This is a genomic window from Streptomyces sp. NPDC021225 (genome assembly GCF_044332865.1).
GTDB lineage: Bacteria > Actinomycetota > Actinomycetes > Streptomycetales > Streptomycetaceae > Streptomyces.
This window is the reverse complement of record NZ_JBIRPV010000010.1, coordinates 78,742-95,808: the sequence shown is the minus strand read 5'-3', so window position 1 is coordinate 95,808 and position 17,067 is coordinate 78,742. Positions and strand designations below refer to the sequence as shown.

Sequence of the window (17,067 nt, the reverse complement as noted above, 5' to 3'; positions counted from 1 at the left end):
GCGGTGCGAAGCGGGCGGGGTCAGGTCGGGTCGGGTCAGGGGGTGTACAGCTCGGGCCTGCGGTCGCCCAGATACGGGTTCGCGGTGCGCGAGGCGGCGAGCAGCTCCGGGTCCACCTCGCCGAAGGCCAGCTCCTCGCCGTGCCCGGCGCGGGCCTTGACCGTGCCGTCGGGCCCGGCCAGACAGCTCAGCCCGATGAAGTCGAAGTCGCCCTCGGGCCCGGTGCGGTTGACGTACGCGATGTAGAGCTGGCTCTCGAAGGCGCGCACCGGGACCAGGGATTCGGCCACGAACTGGAACGGGTGCATCTGCGCGGTGGGCACCAGCAGCAGATCGGTCCCGGCCAGGGCGTGGGCCCGGACGTTCTCGGGGAACTCCACGTCGTAGCAGATCATGATCCCCAGGCGTACGCCGCCGAGTTCGGCCTGGACGACGGGGGTGTCGCCGGGGGTGAACCAGGCGCGCTCGAAGTCGCCGAAGAGGTGGGTCTTGCGGTAGTTGGCGAGTTGCGCGCCGTCGGGGCCGACCAGCCGCGCGGAGTTGAAGACCGCGCCGCCCCCATCAGCCGCCTCCCCCGCCCGCTCCGGGTAGCCGTAGAGGACGGCCAGGCCGTGGGTGGCGGCGATCCGGGCCACCGCCCGGCCGCCGGGCCCGTCGGCCGGCTCGGCCAGCCGCCGCACGCCGTCCCCGATCGCGTACCCGGTGAGGAACAGCTCCGGGGCGATCAGCAGCCCGGCCCCGGCCGCCGCGGCGCGCCCGGCCGCCGCGGCGAGGACCTTGAGGTTGTGGGCGGTCTCGCCGGGGTGGCCTGAGCTCTGGAGCAGGGCGGTGCGCAGCGGGGGCATGGGCAGACCTCGGGTGGGAGAGAGGGAGAGACGCGGCCGGGAGAGAAACCGGAAGGGGAGGAGCGACGTATCGGCACAAAGACGGTACGTCGGCCCGAGATCGGCGGACAAGGCACGACCGTTGCGCATCCAGCGTCGATTCGTTACGTCTTCCGGCCCGGTCGCGGCGATTCGTTGCGCCGCTCGGATCGGGCAGGTTCATCCTCGAAGCCCACCTGGTGCCGCCGTCACGGGATGGCCCAAGCTGGCCCCCATGGATTGGTTGCCACTGCTCTCCACCCTGGCCGGGGCCGCGATCGGCATCGTCGCTACTCTCATCGCCGATCGGAATCGGTGGAAGCACGAGGATGTCAAAGAGGCTCGTCGGCTGCGGCTCGACATCTACACGCAGTACACCACCACCGTGAAGGTCCTCGGTGAGACCCTGCGGGCCTTGGCCGAGCGGGAGCACCCTTCCGACGACGAGCGGGCGCTTGCGCTGCGCCAAGCCTTTCGGGATTCAGACATAGCCATCGCATCCGAACAGATGTGGCTCATCGCGCCCCAACCCGTCGTCAAGGCCTCCAACAGCGTGTTCCACTGCCTGCGACGCATCTGCGACGGCTACATCGACGGCAGTGCTGTCAGCAGTCCAGAGGATCGCGCCCGCTGGGAGGCGCGCGGCAAAGCAGCCGCCAAGATGCGCAAGCTCATGCGTGAAGATCTCGGCTTCGGCCCACTCACCGAACGCCACAGCCCCCCTCTCAACGACGACAACAGCTAGGCCGGAGCTCCTGAGCCGAAGCGGCGGAGGAGGGGCGAGAGGACCAGGACGGACTTGGTGCGTTCCACGAAGGGCTCGCCCGCGATCCGCTCCAGGACGCGTTCGAAGTGGCGCATGTCGGAGGCGAAGACCTGGACGATGGCGTCCGCGTCGCCGGTGACGGTCGACGCGGCGACCACCTCGGGGTAGCGGTTCAGGCCGCGGTGGATGTCCTCGGGCGAGGTGTTGCGGCGGCAGTAGAGCTCGATGAAGCCCTCGGTCTCCCAGCCGAGGGCGGCCGGGTCGACCCGTACGGTGAAGCCGGTGATGGCCCCCTCGGCCCGCAGCCGGTCCACCCGCCGCTTGACGGCGGGGGCGGAGAGGCCGACCTCCTCCCCGATGTCGGCGTAGCTGCGGCGGGCGTCCTCGGCGAGGGCGTGGACGATACGTTCGTCCAGATCGTTCAGTCGCACTGCGGGGATGTCACTTTTCTGCCGTGGCCAGTCGGGAGCGGCGCATGCCGTATGCGAAGTACAGCACAAGGCCGACGGCCATCCAGACGCCGAAGACCGTCCAGGTCACCCGGTCCAGGCTGCTCATCATCCACAGGCACAGCCCGAAGCCGATCAGCGGGAACAGCGGCGACAGCGGCACCCGGAAGGTGCGCGGCATCGCGGGCCGGGTCCGGCGCAGCACGATCACGGCCACGTTGACCAGGGCGAACGCGAAGAGGGTGCCGATGCTGGTGGCGTCGGCGAGCTGGCCGAGCGGGATCGCGGCGGCCAGGACCCCGCAGAAGAGGGAGACGATCACGGTGTTGGCGCGCGGCACCCCGCTGGCCGGGTGGATCCGGGAGAACACCTTCGGCACCAGCCCGTCCCGGGACATCGCGAAGAGGATGCGGGTCTGGCCGTAGAGCACCGTCAGCACCACGGAGGCGATGGCCACGACCGCGCCCCCCGCCAGCAGCACGGCCCAGAAGCTCTGCCCGGTCACATCCCTCATGATCCCGGCGAGCGCGGCCTCCGAGCCCGCGAACCGCTTCCAGGGCAGCGCGCCCACCGCCACCGCCGCGACCAGGCAGTACAGGGCGGTGACGATGACGAGCGAGAGCATGATCGCGCGCGGCAGGTCGCGCTGCGGGTTCCTGGCCTCCTCGCCGGCCGTGGAGGCGGCGTCGAAGCCGATGTACGAGAAGAAGAGGGTGGCCCCGGCCGCGCTGACGCCCGCCATGCCCAGCGGCATGAACGGCGTGTAGTTCCCGGCCCGGACACCGGTGAAGGCGACGGCGCAGAACAGCACCAGGGCGGCGATCTTCACCGCGACCATGATCGCGTTGGCCCGGGCGCTCTCCTTGGCCCCGCCCAGCAGAAACGCCATGGCCAGCAGGACAACCAGCAGCGCGGGCAGGTTGAAGAGACCGCCGTCGCCGGGCGGGGCGGCCAGCGCGCCGGGGATGGTGACGCCGAGGGTGCCGTCGAGGAGCTCGTTCAGATACTGGCCCCAGCCGACCGCGACGGCGGCCACCGAGACCCCGTACTCCAGGATCAGACACCAGCCGCAGACCCAGGCGACCAGCTCGCCGAGGGTGGCGTAGGCGTACGAGTACGAGGACCCGGAGACCGGGATCGTGCCCGCCAGCTCGGCGTACGACAGGGCGGAGAACAGCGCGGTCAGCCCCGCGATCGCGAAGGAGACCACCACCGCGGGCCCGGCGTCCGGCACGGCCTCGCCGAGCACCACGAAGATGCCGGTGCCCAGCGTCGCACCGATGCTGATCATGGTCAGCTGCCACATGCCGAGCGAGCGCCGCAGCTTCCCGCCCTCGCCCTGGCCCCCCTCGGCGACCAGCAGTTCGACGGGCTTGCGCCGCAGCAGCCCGGAGCCGAGCCCTCCGGAACCCCGACCCGGGGCACGGAGCCCCGGCCCGGATCGCTCGGCGGTGGGCGGGGCTGCGCCGTGGTCCAGCAATTGAGGGGCTCCTTGTCGCTGCCGGTCGGGTCGGTCGGATGGCGGTGACCGGCGGCGCGCACACGGCGCACACACGGGTGTGTCACGCAGGGCCCATGGGCACACAGACCCGGCCGTAATGCCCCATTGTTGCGCATACACGTACGAACGTTGCGCCCGGGGTGGCTGTACGGCGAATCGTTGCGGGAGGCCGGGCCGCGCTGACGCGCGTTTCACCCGAATGCCACGATACGGCACCAATTTGGCCCTCGTTGGTGGGAACGTGACCCCAGACAGCCTTCAGAGCGCCGATCATGACCCCCAAGACCCGGACGGCGCGTGCCGTCCGGGAGGCCACGGGGACGCGGACGAGCGGCCTCCGCTCGAGTACTGCGCCCGGGTGTGGGAGGACTTCCTGCGGACGCTGAACCGCATCGAGACCGACTTCGTCCACCGCTGCGGCACCACGGACCCGGGCGTACAGGCATGACGTACACCGAGCCGAGGCCGGGCGGCTACGGCCCCCCTCCCCACGCCGGCCACCGGCCCGCTCCCGGCGAGCGGTTCGACATGGCCCCCGACGACCCGCTGAGCTTCCCGCTGCCGGACCCGGAGACGATCGAGAGCCGGTGGGACCTGGAGGGAGACCTGGCCCGGCTGCTCCAGACCTCGGCCCCCGCCTCCTCCCCGTTCGACTCGCCTTTCGACTCCTCTCTCGGCTCCGGTCTCGGCCCAGGTCTCGGCCCAGGTCTCGGCTCAGGTCTCGACGAGCCGCCCGAGAGGACCACCGGCAGCTTCCCCGCCGCCCGCTCCCCCGCGCACGTCCGCGGCCGCGGGCGGCGGCGCCGGGTCCGCTTCCGGCTGCCGACCATGCCCTGGCTCCAGCTGATCAGCCTGATCTTCGCGGCGCTCACCACGGTGATCGTGGCCATGCTCAGCGTGCTGGGCGGGATGATCTCCTACGGCCCGCTGCGCTATCTGGCCGCCCCCAGCACCTCGGAGTCCATGGCGGCCTGGTGGCCGCTGCTGGTCTACGGGCCCTGGCTGGTCGCCTCGCTGTCGGTGCTGCGCGCCGCGCTGCACCGCCGGGGCGCGGCGCACTCCTGGGCGGTGGTGGTGCTCTTCTCCACCATCGCGGTCTTCCTCTGCGTCGCGCACGCGCCCAAGGACCCGCCCAGCATGGCCGTCGCCGGGCTGCCGCCCGTGGCCGCGCTGGTCTCCTTCCACCAGCTGGTGCGGCAGATCACCCTGACCAGCCCGCCGCGTCACGCCCTTCCCCGCACCCGCGGCGCCGATCAGCGCGACAAGCCCCGCGTATGAACGCGGCCACGCGCCGTGGCCGGGCATGGCCGTGGCCCTCGCTCGGCCGAGCGAGGGCCACGCGACATCACCGGACCCGTCAGTCCCAGCTGGCGTGGAGCGGCTTTCCCTCCGCGTAGCCGGCGGCGCTCTGCACGCCGATCACGGCCCGCTCGTGGAACTCCTCCACCGTGCCCGCGCCCGCGTAGGTGCAGGAGCTGCGCACGCCCGCGACGATCGAGTCGATCAGGTCCTCGACGCCGGGCCGGGCCGGGTCCAGGAACATCCGGGAGGTGGAGATGCCCTCCTCGAACAGGCCCTTGCGGGCCCGGTCGTACGCCGACTCCTCGCTGGTGCGGTTGCGCACGGCGCGGGCGGAGGCCATGCCGAAGCTCTCCTTGTACGGCCGGCCGTCGGCGGTCTGCTGAAGGTCGCCCGGCGACTCGTACGTCCCGGCGAACCACGAGCCGATCATCACATTGGACGCGCCGGCGGCCAGCGCCATCGCGACATCCCGCGGGTGCCGGACACCGCCGTCGGCCCACACGTGCTTGCCGAACTTCCGCGCCTCCGCGGCGCATTCGAGCACCGCGGAGAACTGCGGCCGCCCCACGCCCGTCATCATGCGGGTGGTGCACATCGCGCCCGGGCCGACGCCCACCTTCACGATGTCGGCACCCGCCTCGATCAGGTCGCGCACGCCCTCGGCCGCGACCACGTTGCCCGCGACCACCGGCACGCCCGGGTCCAGCGCCCGGACCGCCTTCAGCGCGCTGATCATCGACTCCTGGTGGCCATGGGCCGTGTCCACCACCAGCGTGTCCACACCCGCCGCGAGCAGCGCCTTGGCGCGCCCCTGCACATCGCCGTTGACCCCGACGGCGGCGGCGATCCGCAGCCTGCCGTCCGCGTCCACCGCGGGCCGGTAGAGCGTGGCGCGCAGCGCGCCCTTGCGGGTCATGATGCCGACCAGCTGCCCGTCCGCGTCCACCGCGGGGGCGAGCTTGCGGTGTGCGCCGTCGAGGCGGTTGAAGGCCTCGCGCGGGTCGATGTCCGCGTCGAGCACCAGCAGCTCGCGGGACATCACCTCGCTCAGCTGGGTGAAGCGGTCCACACCGGCCAGATCGGACTCGGTGACCACTCCCACCGGGCGGCCGTTCTCCACGACCACACCGGCGCCGTGGGCCCGCTTGGGCAGCAGCGACAGCGCGTCGGCGACCGTCCCCGCCGGGCTGAGCACGATCGGGGTGTCCAGGACGTGGTGGCGCCGCTTGACCCAGCCGACGACGTCGGCGACCACGTCCAGCGGGATGTCCTGCGGGATGACGACCATGCCACCGCGGCGGGCGATGGTCTCGGCCATCCGGCGCCCGGCGATCGCGGTCATGTTGGCCACCACGATCGGGATGGTGGTGCCGCTGCCGTCGGGCGTGGACAGGTCCACGTCCTGGCGCGAGCCGACCGCGGAGCGGCTGGGCACCATGAAGACGTCGTCGTACGTCAGGTCGTAGGGCGGCTGCTGGTCATTGAGGAAACGCACGCTCGGAACTTCCCAGTCATTCGGAATTGGCCCTCGACGAAGGAAGCCGAGGAAAACGCACGTACCTCATTCTCCCATGCCGGTCCCGGTACGGGGGCGGGACGATCATCCAGAACGGCCGGGAAGCCGCTGGTCCGATCGTCCAACGCCGCCCACGCCGCGCGCGTACTTACGGGCCCGCGCTACGGCCCGTCGGGGTCTGCCCGGTCCAGCGCGGGGCGCGGGCCTGGGCCGGTCTCCAGCAGCAGGTGGTCGGCGGCGGCGGTGTCCGTGACCAGGCTGGTGACCAGGCCGGAGCGGAGCACCGCGCCGATCGCCGGGGCCTTGCGGCGGCCGCCCGCGATGGCCACGACCTCCGGGATCCGCCGCAGCCGGTCGGCCTCCACCGTGATGCACCGCTCGCCCAGGTCGCGGCCGATGCGCCGGCCCTCGGCGTCGAAGAGGTGCGCCGACATCTCGGCGGCGGCGCCGAGGCCCGCGTAGTGCGCCCGCTCCTGCTCGGTCAGCATGTCGTACACCGTCGAGATCCCGGCCTCCCAGGAGCCGATGGAGACGGCGGCGACGGTGACCTTGTCGAAGTACTCGAAGGCGCGGGCGATGCCGGGCTGGCCGCGCAGCGCGTCGGCGGTGGCGGTGTCGGGCAGCAGCATGGGCGCGTAGATGGGGTGCGCCTCGCCGCCGGAGACGGCGGCGGCGCGCCGGACCGCCTCGACCGAGCCGCGCTCGGCGGTGCCCGCGTCATAGACGCCGGTGAGCTGGACGACGGTGCACGGGGGCAGCCGGTGCAGCGCCGCGGCCATGTGGATCGTGGAGCGGCCCCAGGCCAGGCCCAGCACATCGCCCTCGGTCACCAGCTCGCCGAGCAGGTCAGCGGCGACCTCGCCGAGGTTCTCCGGGTCCGGGGTGTCGGCCTCGGCGTCGGCCGGGGACTCGACGACGACCGCGTGGCGCAGCCCGTACCGGGCGCGCAGCGCGTCGGAGCGCTCCGCGTCCAGCTCTGCGGGCACCCGGATCTCGATGCGCACCAGATCGCGCTCGAGCGCGGTCTCGAGCACCCGCGCCACCTTGAAGCGGCTGACGCCGAACTCCTCGGCAATCTGGATCTTGGACTTGCCCTCGAGGTAGAAGCGGCGCGCCATGGCGGCCGCCTGCACCAGTTCGGCGGGTCCCATCCGCGTGCCTGAACGGCCCGTCGACACCGCGGTCTCCTCACTGCTTCCTATGTTCTGGACTCACCGTTCATCCTGTCAGAAACGGCGGACTTGATCTGCCCTTTACCCATGAGTTCACCGGGCGGTCGTGGGCCCGTCTTCCGCGCGCCGCGCCGCCGAGGTGGCCCCCTGGGCCAGATCCCGCAGCTCACGCACCGCCTTGGCGGGGTCATCGGCCCCGTAGACCGCGGATCCCGCCACAAACACATCGGCGCCTGCCTCGGCACACCGCTCGATCGTCGAGGCGGACACCCCGCCGTCCACCTGAAGCCACATCTCCAGGCCGTGCTTGGAGATCAGCTCGCGGGTGCGGCGGATCTTCGGCAACATGATGTCCAGGAACGCCTGCCCGCCGAAGCCCGGCTCAACCGTCATCACCAGGACCATGTCCAGCTCGGGCAGCAGGTCCTCGAAGGGGTCGATGGGGGTGGCGGGCTTGAGCGCCATCGACGCCCGGGCGCCCTTGGCCCGGATCTCCCGGGCCAGCCGTACGGGGGCGGCGGCCGCCTCGGCGTGGAAGGTCACCGAGCCCGCGCCGGCCTCGACGTACTGCGGGGCCCAGCGGTCGGGGTCCTCGATCATCAGATGGCAGTCCAGCGGCGTGTCCGTCGCCTTGCCGAGCGCCTCGACCACCGGCACGCCGAGAGTCAGGTTGGGGACGAAGTGGTTGTCCATCACATCGACGTGGAGCCAGTCGGCTCCCTCGACGGCCTTCGCTTCCTCCGCCAGGCGGGCGAAGTCGGCGGACAGGATGCTGGGGCTGATCTGGAGGGCCATGGCACCAGCCTGCCACGGCCGCCACCGGTCCATGGACCCGGGTTGATCACGAAGCCGCACCGACAGCCCTCCGGTCGCCCCGGTCCGGCAGCGGAGCGATCGGCAGCGGATTGAGAAGACTCGCATGACCCGACATCTGAAGCGACACCCCGTATCCGCGGCATCGGGCCGGCCGTGGCCCCTCCGGGGCGCGCTGTCCGTGGCCCTGGCCGTAGGGCTGCTGGTGGCCCCGGCCACCGGGGCGGGGGCGGCCACGGCCGCGCCACCGCCGCCGGTCTGCGCCTCCGCCCGGGCGGGGCTCGCCACCAAGCTCTCCACGGACATCGCCACGGCCCTGCGCGGCAGACCCGGCACGGTTGCGATCGCCCTGCGCGACCCCGCCACGGACACCATCTGCACACTGCGCGCGGACCAGGCCTTCGACTCCGCGAGCGCGGTCAAGGTGACCGTCCTGGCCGCCCTGCTGTGGGACGCGGAGAAACACGGCCGGCAGCTCACCCGGTGCGAGACCGACCTGGCCACCGCCATGATCACCAAGTCGGACAACGCCGCCACCAGCACGCTGTGGCGGCAGCTGGGCGCCGACGGGATCAGCGCGTTTCTGCGGGCAGCGGGGATGCCCCGGACCGTCCCCGGCGCCGAGAACCACTGGGGCCTGACCCAGATCACCGCGCGCGACGAGATGCGGCTCCTGGACCTGGTGACCACGCCCAACGCGGTGCTGAGCGACCACGCCCGCGCCTACATCCTGGAGCTCATGGGCGAGGTCGTCCCGTCCCAGCGCTGGGGCACCCCGGCCGGCGCCCCGGACACCGTGCGGGTCCATGTGAAGAACGGCTGGCTGTCCCGCGCCACCCACGGCTGGCGGGTGCACAGCCTCGGCGCCTTCACCCGCGACGGCCACGCCTACACCATCACGGTACTGACCCAGGACAACCGCACCATGAGCGCCGGAGTCGCCACCATCGAGGCCATCTCCCGCGTGGTGCACCGGGACCTCGACCCGGCGGGCTGAAGGTTTCCGAGGCCTCGTCAGGCGGTGCGCCGCAGCAGGGCCAGATACATCGCGTCCGTGCCGTGGCGGTGCGGCCACAGCTGGACGTCCGGGCCGTCGCCGAGCTCGGGCACCCCCGGCATCAGCGGCCGGGCGTCGATCCACTCGGCGGCGGGCGCGGGGCCGCCGCGGCCCTTGAGGACGTCGTCCACCACGGTCCGTGTCTCGGCGAGATGCGGGGAGCAGGTGGCGTAGCCGACCACGCCGCCCACGCGCACCGCGGCCAGCGCCTGGCGCAGCAGCTCCCGCTGGAGCGGCGCGAAGCCGGCCAGGTCCTCGGGGCTGCGGCGCCAGCGCGCCTCCGGGCGGCGGCGCAGCGCGCCGAGCCCGGTGCAGGGCACGTCGACCAGGGCCCGGTCGAAGGTGCCGGGACGCCACGGCGGTCTGGTGCCGTCCGCCGCGATCACCTGGTACGGGCCGGGGTTGCCCGCCAGCGCCCGCTCCACCAGGCCCGCCCGGTGCGGCTGCTTCTCCGAGGCGAGCAGCGCCGCGCCCCGCTCCGCGGCCAGCGCGCCGAGCAGCGCCGCCTTGCCGCCGGGGCCCGCGCAGCCGTCCAGCCACCGCTCGTCCGGCCCCTCCAGCGGCGCGCCCGCCAGCGCGAGGGCCACCAGCTGGCTGCCCTCGTCCTGCACCCCGGCGCGCCCCTCGCGGACCGCGTCCAGCGCCCCCGGCTCGCCACCCTCGGTGAGCCGCACGGCGTACGGGGACCAGCGGCCCGGCAGCGCGGAGCCCTCCCCGACGGCCGCCATCAGCTCCTCCGCCGTGCTGCGGCCCGGCCGGGCGACGAGGGTGACCTCGGGCCGTTCGTTGTCGGCCTCCAGCAGGTCCTCGACCCCGGCGCTGCCGCCGCCCAGCGCGTCCCACAGGGCGGAGACGATCCACCGCGGATGCGAGTGGACGACCGCAAGATGCTCCTCGGGGTCCTCGTCGTACGGCGGGGCGACCTTCTCCAGCCAGCCGTCGAGGTCATCGGCCGCGATCTTGCGCAGTACGGCGTTGACGAACTTCGCCCGCCCGTCGCCGAGCACCACCCGCGCCAGCTCGACGGTCGCCGAGACCGCCGCGTGGGTGGGGATGCGGGTGCCCAGCAGCTGGTGCGCGCCGAGGCTGAGCACGTCCAGCACGGGCGGGTCCACCTCGCGCAGCGGCCGGTCCACGCACTCCGCGATGATCGCGTCGTAGGTGCCCTGGCGGCGCAGCGTGCCGTAGACCAGCTCGGTCGCCAGCGCGGCGTCCCGCGCGTCGAAGGGCTTGGCCTCCGTGCTCTCCTGACGGGCCCTGCGCAGCAGGGGCGGCAGGACGAGGTTCGCGTACGCGTCGCGCTCGTCGACGGCCCGCAGCGCCTCGAAGGCGAGAACCCGCACGGGGTCCTTCTTCGGGCGCCGGTAGGGCTTGCCGGAGTTGCTGCGGTGGGAACGGCCGGGCTGGGGACTCACGGGAAATGTGCTCCGGGGAAGGATGGGGCTCTGCGGAGTCCCAGCCTACGGGGCGCGCAGGGCCACGCTCAGTTCAGTGCCCCGTCGGCCGCCTGGGCCAGGTCCGCCTCGCCCAGGTCCGCCTCGCCCACGGGTGACGGCTGCTCGAACTGGGTGCGGTACAGCTCCTCGTAGCGCCCGCCGGACGCGAGCAGCGCGGTGTGCGTGCCGCGCTCCACGATCCGCCCGTTCTCGACGACCAGGATGAGGTCCGCGGCCCGGACGGTGGACAGCCGGTGGGCGATGACCACGGCGGTCCGCCCGTCCAGCGCCTCGGCGAGCGCCTCCTGGACGGCCGCCTCGGAGGTGGAGTCCAGGTGGGCGGTGGCCTCGTCGAGGATCACCACGCGGGGGCGGGCCAGCAGCAGCCGGGCGATGGTCAGCCGCTGGCGCTCACCGCCGGAGAGCCGGTAGCCGCGCTCGCCGACCACGGTGTCCAGGCCGTCGGGCAGGGCCGCGATCAGCCCGTCGAGGCGGGCCCGGCGCAGCACGTCCCACAGCTCCTCCTCCGTGGCCTCGGGCCGGGCCAGCAGCAGGTTGGCGCGGATCGAGTCGTGGAAGAGGTGCCCGTCCTGGGTGACCATGCCGAGCGTCCTGCGGACCGACTCGGCCGTCAGGTCGCGGACGTCCACGCCGGACAGCCGCACGGCGCCGCCGTCGGCGTCGTAGAGCCGGGGCAGCAGCTGCGCGATGGTCGACTTCCCGGCGCCCGAGGAGCCCACCAGCGCGACCATCTGCCCGGGTTCGGCGCGGAAGGACACCTCGTGCAGCACCTGTTCGCCACCGCGGGTGTCCAGGGTCGCGACCTCTTCCAGGGAGGCCAGGGAGACCTTGTCCGCCGAGGGATAGCCGAAGTTCACGCGGTCGAACTCGACCGACACCGGCCCCTCGGGCACCGGCCGGGCGTCCGGCTTCTCGGCGATCAGCGGCTCGAGGTCCAGCACCTCGAAGACCCGCTCGAAGCTGACCAGGGCGCTCATCACCTCCACCCGGGCGCCGGCCAGCGCGGTCAGCGGCGCGTACAGGCGGGTGAGCAGCAGGGCGAGGGCGACGACCGCGCCGGGGTCGAGCTCGCGGCGCAGCGCGTAGTAGCCGCCGAGGCCGTAGACGAGGGCCAGGGCCAGGGCGGAGACGAGGGTGAGGGCGGTGACGAAGGAGGTCTGGACCATCGCGGTGCGCACCCCGATGTCGCGCACCCGCCGGGCGCGCGCCGCGAACTCGGCGGACTCCTCGTCGGGCCGGCCGAAGAGTTTCACGAGCGTGGCGCCGGGCGCGGAGAACCGCTCGGTCATCTGGGTGCCCATGGTGGCGTTGTGGTCCGCGGCCTCGCGCCGCAGCCGCGCCAGCTTGCCGCCGACGCGCCGGGCGGGCAGCAGGAACATCGGCAGGAGCAGCAGGGCCAGCAGGGTGATCTGCCAGGAGATGCCGAGCATCACGGCGAGCGTGAGCAGCAGGGTGACGAGATTGCCGACGACTCCGGAGAGGGTGTCGCTGAACGCCCGCTGGGCGCCGATGACGTCGTTGTTCAGCCGGCTGACCAGGGCGCCGGTGCGGGTGCGGGTGAAGAAGGCGACGGGCAGCCGCTGGACGTGGTCGTACACGGCGGTGCGCAGGTCGAGGATGAGCCCCTCGCCGATGTTCGCGGACAGCCAGCGGGTGACCAGCCCGAGCCCGGCCTCCGCCACGGCGATGACGGCGATGAGGCCGGCGAGTCCGAGGACGAGGCCCTGGCCGGAGCGGTGCACGATCGCGTCGACGACCCGGCCGGCGAGCAGTGGGGTGGCGACCGCGAGCACCGCCGTGACGACGCTGCTCACCAAAAAGAAGACGATCCGGCGGCGGTGGGGGCCGGCGAAGCCGGCGATGCGCCGCAGGGTGTCGCGGGAGAAGGGGCGCCGGTCGTCGTTGGCGCTCGCGGTCCGGTAGAGGGAGTGCATGGCGGTGGCTTCCATGTCCATCGCGCACCTCCGTGGGTCTCGGGGTGCCGTCGCGGGATCGCGGCTGTTCCGGGCCGGCGGCACACCCAGGACCGTAGAACCTCAACCATTGTTGAGGTCAACTCGCCCCCCACCCCGCGCGCGGCGGCCCGGGACGCGGGGACGCGCGCTGGGCCGTGTCCGGCTGATCTCGACGCCTGCGGCGGGCTCGCCCCACCCCGCCCCTTCCCGGCGCCTGCCGATGTGCGGCTCCGCCGCGCGGGGTGGGGAACCAGCACCGATGTGCGGCTCCGCCGCGTGGCCCTCGGACACCCGCTACGCGCCGAGGCGCTCGCCCTCGGCGATGCGTACGCCGCGGGCCCAGTCCGCCCCGGGCATCGGCCGCTTGCCCTGCGGGCGCACCCAGGACAGCTGCACCGCGTGGCTGCCCGTGCCGGCGTACACGGCCTTCTTGGTCACCTCGAGCTCGCCGGGCGCCAGGTCCGTGCGGTCCGTCACCAGCGCCACCGCGTTCACCTTCAGCCGCTCCCCGCGGAAGGTGGTCCACGCCCCCGGCGCGGGGGCGCAGGCCCGCGCCAGCCGGTCGACGCGCAGCGCGGGCGCGGTCCAGTCGATCTCGGCGTCCTCGACGTTGATCTTCGGGGCGAGCGAGACGCCCTCGGTGGGCTGCGGCTCGGCGCGCAGGGTGCCGTCCTCGATGCCGTCCATGGTGGCGGCCAGCAGCCCCGACCCGGCCAGCGAGAGCCTGGTCAGCAGGTCGCCGCTGGTGTCCGTGGGCCGTACGTCCTCGGTCACCAGCCCGTAGACCGGGCCGGAGTCCAGGCCCTCCTCGATCAGGAAGGTCGACGCGCCGGTCACCTCGTCGCCCGCCAGCACCGCGTGCTGCACGGGCGCCGCGCCGCGCCAGGCGGGCAGCAGGGAGAAGTGCAGATTGACCCAGCCGTGCGCGGGGATCTCCAGCGCCGCCTTGGGCAGCAGCGCGCCGTAGGCGACCACCGGGCAGCAGTCCGGCGCGATCTCGCGAAGCCGGTCCAGGAACTCCGGGTCGCGCGGCTTGGCCGGCTTGAGCACCTCGATCCCCGCCTCCGCCGCGCGCTCGGCGACCGGGCTCGCCACCAGCCGGCGGCCGCGTCCGGCGGGCGCGTCCGGCCGGGTGACGACGGCCACCACCTCGTGCCGGTCGGACGCGATCAGCGCTTCCAGGGCGGGCAGGGCGACCTCGGGAGTACCGGCGAAGACGAGCCTCATGGGTGGCGAACTACCTCTCACGCGCAGCGGGAACAGCGCACCAGTCTAGGGCGACCCGCCGACAGGGGGCGTACGTGAGCGAGGGCGCACGCCCCCGGACCGTGACCGACGGGCGGGTATCGCGTTGGTCAAGGCAGTCAAGACAGATTGACCGCGTCGGGCCGCTGCGGCGGCCCGGCGCGCTTCCCCCTTCCCGTCTGCTGTCTTCGAGTACCTACGCCGGATTCGAGAGGCTTGTTCATGGCCGACCACGCAACCCACGACGCCCAGGCACGGGCCAGCCTGCACCTCCTGGTCCGGGACATCGAGCGGGTCCGCCGACAGGTGGACGCGCTGCGGACCCTCACCGCCCAGCTCGGCAACGTCTACCGTCCGCGGCGCACCGGCCCGTCCGCGGGCTTCGTCGTCTACGGACGCGCCCCGGCGCCCACCGTGCGCCTGGCCCAGGAGCTGCGGGACAGCGTCGAGACCCTGGTCACGGCCGCCGTGGACTTCGACCGTTCGCTCGGCTTCTCGTGGGACGCGGTGGGCTCGGCGCTCGGCGTCACCAAGCAGGCGGTGCACCGGCGTTACGGCGCGCGCCGGGCCGCCGCCGCGCAGAGCGCCGCCCCCGAGGGCGCCGAGGCGTCCGTGCGCACCGCGGAGCCGGGCGCCGTGTCCGCGGTCCCGTCGGTGCCGTCGGTGCCCGCCGCGCGCTCGATGCCCCCGCAGCCCGCCCCGGCGCTGCGCGAGGAGCCCCGCCCGAGCGCCCTGCCCAACCCGCGCAACGGCTGAGGCGCCCGCCTTCGCCCGTCAGCCGATGTCGAGCGGGTCGATCCGTACCACCGGGTGCTTCTCGCCCCGGGCCAGCCGCTGCGCCTTCGCCGCCTTGACCGCCGCCGCGAGCGCACTGCCCTGACCGGGGCGCACGCGCAGCAGCGCCCGCTGCCACTCCTCCCCCGGCGGCGGCTGACCGGGACGGCGCGGGCGGCCGGGCTCCGTCGGGGGCAGCGCTACGGGGCCGAGAGTCTCGGTGCCCTCCGGCAGCCGAGCCGCGGCGATCAGCTCGTCCACCGCCTCGGCGGGGCCGGCGACCGAGGCCATCCGGGACACTGGCGGAAAGCCCAGCTGGGCCCGCTCGGCCAGCTCCCGCGCCGCGTAACCGGCCGGGTCCCAACGCACCAGCGCCTGGACGGGCCGCTGTGTGGGCTCGGCGATCACCACGACCAGCCCGCCGTCCTCATGGCCGCGCACCAGGGCCGCCGCGTCCAGCCAGCGGCGCAGCGCCTCTTCCCCGGCCCGCAGGTCGGGGCGGCCGAGCAGGGCCCAGCCGTCGAGCAGCAGGGCCGCGGCGTAACCCCCCTCGGCGACCGGCTCGGCGCCGGGCGTCGCGACCACGAGCGCCGGGCGGCCCGGGACCGCGTCGAGGACATGATCCCGGCCCGAGGTGCGCACCGCGACCTCCGGAAAGGCTCGGCCCAGCTCCTCGGCCGTGCGCCGGGCCCCGACGATGCTGGCCCGCAGCCGCACGCCCCCGCACTCGGGGCAGCGCCACCCGCCCTCGGGCCGCCCGCACCACGCGCAGTTGAGCGTGTCCGCGTCCCGGGCCTCCAGCGGGCCCGAGCAGTGCGCGCAGCGCGCGGGCTCCCGGCAGCGCTCGCAGGCCAGCCGGGGTACGTACCCCCGGCGCGGCACCTGCACCAGCACCGGGCCCCGGGTCAGCCCCTCGCGCACGGTCCGCCAAGCGAGGGTCGGCAGCCGGGCGGCGCGCGCCTGCGCGTCCCGCGCCGTCTCGCCCTCGTCGACCGTACGGATCAGCGGGGCCGCGGCCCTGACCTGCTCGCGGTCGGCCTCCAGGGGGCGCGCCCAGCCGTTCTCCACCAGCTGGGCGGCCTCCACGGTGCGGCCGAGGTCGCCCAGCAGAAAGCCCGTCCGCTCCTGGACGGCGCGCAGCAGCAGTACGTCGCGGGCGTGCGGCTGCGGCGCCTGGGTATCGCTGTGGCTGTGGTCGCCGTCGTCCCAGATCCCCACCAGCCCCAGGCCCTTGACGGGCGCGAACATGGCCGCCCGGGTGCCCACCACGGCCCGCACCGAGCCCCGGCTGACGGCCAGCCAGCGCCGGTAGCGCTCCTCGGGCCCGAGATCCGCGGTCAGCAGCACATGCCGCCCCGGCCCGCCGAGCACCTCGGTGAGCGCCTCGTCGACCCGCGCGGCCGTCCGCCCGTCGGGGACGACGACCAGCGCGCCGCGCCCCGAGGCGAGGGTGGCGGCCACCGCGACGGCCCACTCGCGCGGCCAGTGCGGGCCCGGCAGCGCGGTCCACACCGCCCGCGGCGCCCCGCCGCCCGCGAGCGCCTCCAGAAACCCGGGCCCGGCCGGATAGCGCTCCCAGCTCCCCGCCGCGGGCGGGACGGGCGGCGGCAGCGGCGGCGGGGACGGCTCGCCCTCGGCCCGTACGTTCCGCTTGGGCACGGCCAGTTGCAGTATGTCGGCGAGCGATCCCGCGTACCGGTCGGCGACGGCCCGGCACAGCGCGAGCAGCCCGGGCTCCAGCACCGGCTCCGGCGACACCACCTGCGCGATGGCCGCCAGCGGCCCCCGGTAGTCGGACTCGGCGACCCGCTCGATGATGTACCCGTCGAGCAGCCCCCCGCCCTCCCGGCGCCCCTCGCGCACCTTCCCCGTACCGGCGCCGAACCGCACCCGCACCCGCACCCCGGGCCGCGCCTCGGCGTCCATCTCGGCGGGCACCGCGTAGTCCCACAGCTGGTCGAGATGGACCGGCCCCTTGTCCACCAGCACCTTGGCGACCGGCAGCTCCCGCGCCAGCGCCGCCCCCCGCCACGTCCGCGGCTTGGCCTTCGGCACCTTGGCCTTACGCACGGTCTCGCGAATGAGCGCGAGCTGCTCGCCGCCCTGCGGATCCGCCCCGGGGGCCCGCCCCGCCGGATCCCGCTCCGGCCGCCCGTTGTCGCTGCTCACAGCTTCAGTCTTAGCAGACAGCACGGAC

Annotated in this window: 15 protein-coding genes; 5 read left to right on the top strand and 10 right to left on the bottom strand. The window is 74.0% G+C overall.

Annotated elements, in window-relative coordinates; translation table 11 throughout:
• Positions 1 to 35: 35 nt before the first annotated feature.
• On the bottom strand, positions 36 to 845 hold the full coding sequence (locus ACH4S9_RS34415; RefSeq protein WP_398375485.1) for a carbon-nitrogen hydrolase family protein: 810 nt from the start codon (positions 843 to 845) through the stop codon (positions 36 to 38).
• Positions 846 to 1,098: 253 nt separating this feature from the next.
• Here ACH4S9_RS34415 and ACH4S9_RS34410 point away from each other — a divergent pair, with 253 nt between their 5' ends.
• Positions 1,099 to 1,608, top strand: a complete 510-nt coding sequence (locus ACH4S9_RS34410) for a hypothetical protein (protein ID WP_311725846.1) — start codon at positions 1,099 to 1,101, stop codon at positions 1,606 to 1,608.
• Here the strand turns inward: ACH4S9_RS34410 and ACH4S9_RS34405 are convergent.
• Complete coding sequence (locus ACH4S9_RS34405) at positions 1,605 to 2,060, bottom strand: Lrp/AsnC family transcriptional regulator (protein WP_311725845.1); 456 nt, start codon at positions 2,058 to 2,060, stop codon at positions 1,605 to 1,607. The genes ACH4S9_RS34410 and ACH4S9_RS34405 overlap by 4 nt on opposite strands.
• 10 nt (positions 2,061 to 2,070) lie before the next feature.
• Complete coding sequence (locus ACH4S9_RS34400) at positions 2,071 to 3,558, bottom strand: amino acid permease (protein ID WP_398375483.1); 1,488 nt, start codon at positions 3,556 to 3,558, stop codon at positions 2,071 to 2,073.
• 262 nt (positions 3,559 to 3,820) lie between these two features.
• Between ACH4S9_RS34400 and ACH4S9_RS34395 the strand changes: the two genes are divergently transcribed.
• Positions 3,821 to 4,027 (top strand): hypothetical protein, encoded by a 207-nt coding sequence (locus ACH4S9_RS34395; RefSeq protein ID WP_311725843.1) that lies wholly within the window; start codon positions 3,821 to 3,823, stop codon positions 4,025 to 4,027.
• Positions 4,024 to 4,857 (top strand): DUF2637 domain-containing protein, encoded by an 834-nt coding sequence (locus ACH4S9_RS34390; protein WP_398375481.1) that lies wholly within the window; start codon positions 4,024 to 4,026, stop codon positions 4,855 to 4,857. Before ACH4S9_RS34395 ends, ACH4S9_RS34390 begins: the two co-directional genes overlap by 4 nt.
• Before the next feature lie 79 nt (positions 4,858 to 4,936).
• On the opposite strand, the gene ACH4S9_RS34385 is transcribed toward ACH4S9_RS34390, so the two are convergent.
• The 3 genes from ACH4S9_RS34385 to rpe form a co-directional block, all read right to left on the bottom strand.
• Positions 4,937 to 6,376, bottom strand: a complete 1,440-nt coding sequence (locus ACH4S9_RS34385) for a GuaB1 family IMP dehydrogenase-related protein (protein ID WP_311725841.1) — start codon at positions 6,374 to 6,376, stop codon at positions 4,937 to 4,939.
• 182 nt (positions 6,377 to 6,558) lie between these two features.
• On the bottom strand, positions 6,559 to 7,548 hold the full coding sequence (locus tag ACH4S9_RS34380) for a sugar-binding domain-containing protein (protein WP_311725840.1): 990 nt from the start codon (positions 7,546 to 7,548) through the stop codon (positions 6,559 to 6,561).
• Between the two features lie 114 nt (positions 7,549 to 7,662).
• Positions 7,663 to 8,364, bottom strand: coding sequence for a ribulose-phosphate 3-epimerase (gene rpe / locus ACH4S9_RS34375; RefSeq protein WP_358846292.1), 702 nt, complete (start codon positions 8,362 to 8,364; stop codon positions 7,663 to 7,665).
• 124 nt (positions 8,365 to 8,488) lie between these two features.
• Here rpe and ACH4S9_RS34370 point away from each other — a divergent pair, with 124 nt between their 5' ends.
• Complete coding sequence (locus tag ACH4S9_RS34370; RefSeq protein ID WP_398375478.1) at positions 8,489 to 9,379, top strand: serine hydrolase; 891 nt, start codon at positions 8,489 to 8,491, stop codon at positions 9,377 to 9,379.
• Between the two features lie 17 nt (positions 9,380 to 9,396).
• Here ACH4S9_RS34370 and ACH4S9_RS34365 read toward each other — a convergent pair whose 3' ends face one another.
• From ACH4S9_RS34365 to fmt, 3 genes are all read right to left on the bottom strand, one after another.
• Positions 9,397 to 10,854, bottom strand: coding sequence for an RsmB/NOP family class I SAM-dependent RNA methyltransferase (locus ACH4S9_RS34365; protein ID WP_398375476.1), 1,458 nt, complete (start codon positions 10,852 to 10,854; stop codon positions 9,397 to 9,399).
• A gap of 68 nt (positions 10,855 to 10,922) precedes the next feature.
• Positions 10,923 to 12,851: an ABC transporter ATP-binding protein gene (locus ACH4S9_RS34360; RefSeq protein WP_398375474.1), complete on the bottom strand. Its 1,929-nt coding sequence runs from the start codon at positions 12,849 to 12,851 to the stop codon at positions 10,923 to 10,925.
• 294 nt (positions 12,852 to 13,145) lie between these two features.
• On the bottom strand, positions 13,146 to 14,078 hold the full coding sequence (gene fmt, locus ACH4S9_RS34355) for a methionyl-tRNA formyltransferase (RefSeq protein ID WP_398375473.1): 933 nt from the start codon (positions 14,076 to 14,078) through the stop codon (positions 13,146 to 13,148).
• A 240-nt stretch (positions 14,079 to 14,318) separates the two neighbouring features.
• Here fmt and ACH4S9_RS34350 point away from each other — a divergent pair, with 240 nt between their 5' ends.
• Complete coding sequence (locus ACH4S9_RS34350; protein ID WP_398375471.1) at positions 14,319 to 14,852, top strand: hypothetical protein; 534 nt, start codon at positions 14,319 to 14,321, stop codon at positions 14,850 to 14,852.
• Between the two features lie 18 nt (positions 14,853 to 14,870).
• On the opposite strand, the gene ACH4S9_RS34345 is transcribed toward ACH4S9_RS34350, so the two are convergent.
• Positions 14,871 to 17,039, bottom strand: coding sequence for a primosomal protein N' (locus tag ACH4S9_RS34345; protein WP_311725833.1), 2,169 nt, complete (start codon positions 17,037 to 17,039; stop codon positions 14,871 to 14,873).
• Positions 17,040 to 17,067: the final 28 nt, after the last annotated feature.

Excerpts from the sequence above, each read along its gene's own strand:
- ACH4S9_RS34410 (WP_311725846.1), top strand. The coding sequence starts at position 1,099 with ATGGATTGGTTGCCACTGCTCTCCACCCTGGCCGGGGCCGCGATCGGC.
- ACH4S9_RS34360 (WP_398375474.1), bottom strand. The coding sequence starts at position 12,851 with ATGGACATGGAAGCCACCGCCATGCACTCCCTCTACCGGACCGCGAGC.
- ACH4S9_RS34380 (WP_311725840.1), bottom strand. The coding sequence starts at position 7,548 with ATGGGACCCGCCGAACTGGTGCAGGCGGCCGCCATGGCGCGCCGCTTC.
- ACH4S9_RS34415 (WP_398375485.1), bottom strand. The coding sequence starts at position 845 with ATGCCCCCGCTGCGCACCGCCCTGCTCCAGAGCTCAGGCCACCCCGGC.
- ACH4S9_RS34370 (WP_398375478.1), top strand. The coding sequence starts at position 8,489 with ATGACCCGACATCTGAAGCGACACCCCGTATCCGCGGCATCGGGCCGG.
- fmt (WP_398375473.1), bottom strand. The coding sequence starts at position 14,078 with ATGAGGCTCGTCTTCGCCGGTACTCCCGAGGTCGCCCTGCCCGCCCTG.
- ACH4S9_RS34350 (WP_398375471.1), top strand. The coding sequence starts at position 14,319 with ATGGCCGACCACGCAACCCACGACGCCCAGGCACGGGCCAGCCTGCAC.
- ACH4S9_RS34390 (WP_398375481.1), top strand. The coding sequence starts at position 4,024 with ATGACGTACACCGAGCCGAGGCCGGGCGGCTACGGCCCCCCTCCCCAC.
- rpe (WP_358846292.1), bottom strand. The coding sequence starts at position 8,364 with ATGGCCCTCCAGATCAGCCCCAGCATCCTGTCCGCCGACTTCGCCCGC.